General features: G+C 37.1%; 3 protein-coding genes. 1 reads left to right on the forward strand and 2 read right to left on the reverse strand.

Translation table 11 applies throughout. The features are described 5' to 3' along the window. Positions 1-111: 111 nt before the first annotated feature. Both E1I69_RS24025 and E1I69_RS24030 read right to left on the reverse strand, forming a co-directional pair. Positions 112-1089, reverse strand: coding sequence for a phosphotransferase (locus E1I69_RS24025; protein WP_136382009.1), 978 nt, complete (start codon positions 1087-1089; stop codon positions 112-114). A 13-nt stretch (positions 1090-1102) separates the two neighbouring features. After that, positions 1103-1516 (reverse strand): GNAT family N-acetyltransferase, encoded by a 414-nt coding sequence (locus E1I69_RS24030; protein WP_136382010.1) that lies wholly within the window; start codon positions 1514-1516, stop codon positions 1103-1105. Between the two features lie 148 nt (positions 1517-1664). Between E1I69_RS24030 and E1I69_RS24035 the strand changes: the two genes are divergently transcribed. Continuing rightward, the gene (locus E1I69_RS24035; protein WP_161974975.1) at positions 1665-2015 is read left to right on the forward strand and encodes a hypothetical protein; all 351 of its coding nucleotides are present in this window, start codon (positions 1665-1667) and stop codon (positions 2013-2015) included. The last annotated feature ends 270 nt before the right edge of the window (positions 2016-2285 follow it).

Consider the following 2285-nt stretch of genomic DNA (forward strand, 5'->3'; position numbering starts at 1 on the left):
GAAAATACCAAAAAATGGGAACAAACAACAATTTTATTCATGATTGTTGTTTTAGCTCCCAAGCAAAAAAACTAACTGTAAATATATTACTTTTTATCAAAATAAATGCAATTATGCAAAGCTAGTGTACCTGTCCCCTTGTCCCATTAACAAGTATTCGGTTTTTTCTTTTTCAAATTGGAGCAGTGATTGGATTTGCTGGAGGGATTCGGTTTGAGTAAGCTCTTTTACAAAAAGATGCAAGGCATTATGTGGAAATGCGAGATACAAAATAATAAGAGATACCATTTGATCAGTTATTGGATTTTCTTGGGTATATGCTTCTAAAATGGATTCGAAAACCGTGGTGTCCCACTTCCCTGTTACCTTCCCCACTATTTTGATTAATCCATTCAGGTCCTTAGCAGGAACATCATATTTTGCTAAATCCCAATCTATGATAAAGAGTCCTGATTCACTTTTTAATAGATTACCAATGTGAAGATCATTATGACACAAAAACTGTTTTTCTAAAGGAAGGTTTTTCAAAACCTGAAAGGTGGATGATTTGTCCAATTCGTTTACAACCCTAATCCCAGCCTCCAAAAAGAAATCAATCTCCTCCCTGTTGGAGGACTTCACCAGACGCATTCCCTCCAAAAGGAAAAGAGCCCGCTTCATATTATCTTCCCAGTTGATTTCCTTAAAGAAGAGGTGTGCGTTGGGAGAATGATAGTTCAACGACAACTTGTGAACCCTTCCAATTTGTTTTGATAGTCCTATCAAGTCTTCTACTGAAATAACCGGTGTCGAGACGGACGGTATCCATTCTTGAAGATAATAGATATTTCCTTCCCATATAACATAATCATTTTGATGGATCGTTTTTACTAGTTTAGGAATGAGAAGGCCTTCTCCCCTTAAATACTCCGTTGCTTGCAAAAGAAAATGAAGCCTCTCAAAACTTATAAATACTTGTTTCAACAGGAAAAGACCTTGATTGGTCCTGCACTTTATTACGAATGAACGTTTTGTTTTACGTATGATTTCGCAGCTTTCCAAAACCAGCTCATAATGCTCCATAAGCATCTTGGAACAATCAATATTCATGACTTCCCCCCTGTTAAATGACCTTTTCTATATAGACAGTATCAACATAATATCTCTTGATGCGAAAGCCCCAATGCTTGAATAATTTCAATACACGCTCATTCTTTTTGTAAACCATGCCTCCAATTGTTAAAGCCCCTTTGTCTTTCGCATATTCAAGTAAAGTCGGCAAAAAAGACTGTGCAATCCCTCTGCCTTGATAGAATGGGTCAAAAGCCACCATATCTATGAAAAATTCATTTTTCTCTTTTAGGCGATAGCTTAAGAAGCCTACTATTTTATCTTGATCCTCACAAACGAGTAACACTTCCTCTGCTTGGTTTAACCTATTTTTAATCAATCCGGCATCCACTCCAAAAATAGCAGCACCCATTGCAATGATATGAGAATCATCCTTTTCAGGTATTCGAGTACGAACCTCCACCATTTTCCCCTCCTATACTATTTTTGTTTTCACTATATGAAAGGAAAAGCTTTTTGTTAAAAAAATGTGTTTTTGCAGTGAGGTAAATGGCGTGTACAGTCAGTGTACGGATACGTAAGATAGAGTAATCCATTCGGAGGGAGGGATCATTGTGGATAAAAAAATCAATAGAGAACAAGTGAAGAACTTGGTCGAAGCTTCAGTTTCTTCCTTTGCAACAGCATTTGCTGAGGCTTTTTCGAATTCTTTTGCAGAAGGCATTAAAAAAGCAGCCGCAACAGAAAAAAACAATCCAGCATTAGCGCAACTAAATGCGCTTGCACCAGTCATTGCTGAATCCTTTGCACAAGCTTTTTCAACCGGATTTTCTGAAAGTCTAACAACACTTTCTCAACAATCAGGTTCTGATAAATTCTCTGATAAATTCTCAGACAAGTTCTCTGACAAATTCTCTGACGATGCAGCTGCCGGAGCTGGAGCAGCAGACGACTCAGAAGATTGATCTAACTAGGGACGGAGGGACAGGTTCACTGTCCCATTTTCCTTAAATTGGTGGGACGCGGTACCTGTCCCACTAGCTTTGCATAATTGCATTTATTTTGATAAAAAGTAATATATTTACAGTTAGTTTTTTTGCTTGGGAGCTAAAACAACAATCATGAATAAAATTGTTGTTTGTTCCCATTTTTTGGTATTTTCTTTACTTTATTTTCCTTTTAATACGTTTCTTTTTCTCACCAATTAGCGCAACACTTCCGTAGAATATTTCTTT

Origin of the sequence: Bacillus timonensis, from assembly GCF_004799755.1 — a bacterium.
Classification (GTDB): Bacteria; Bacillota; Bacilli; order Bacillales; family Bacillaceae_L; genus Ferdinandcohnia; species Ferdinandcohnia timonensis_A.

Coding starts and splice junctions, on each gene's coding strand:
- E1I69_RS24025 (WP_136382009.1), bottom strand. CDS start 1,089: ATGAATATTGATTGTTCCAAGATGCTTATGGAGCATTATGAGCTGGTT.
- E1I69_RS24030 (WP_136382010.1), bottom strand. CDS start 1,516: ATGGTGGAGGTTCGTACTCGAATACCTGAAAAGGATGATTCTCATATC.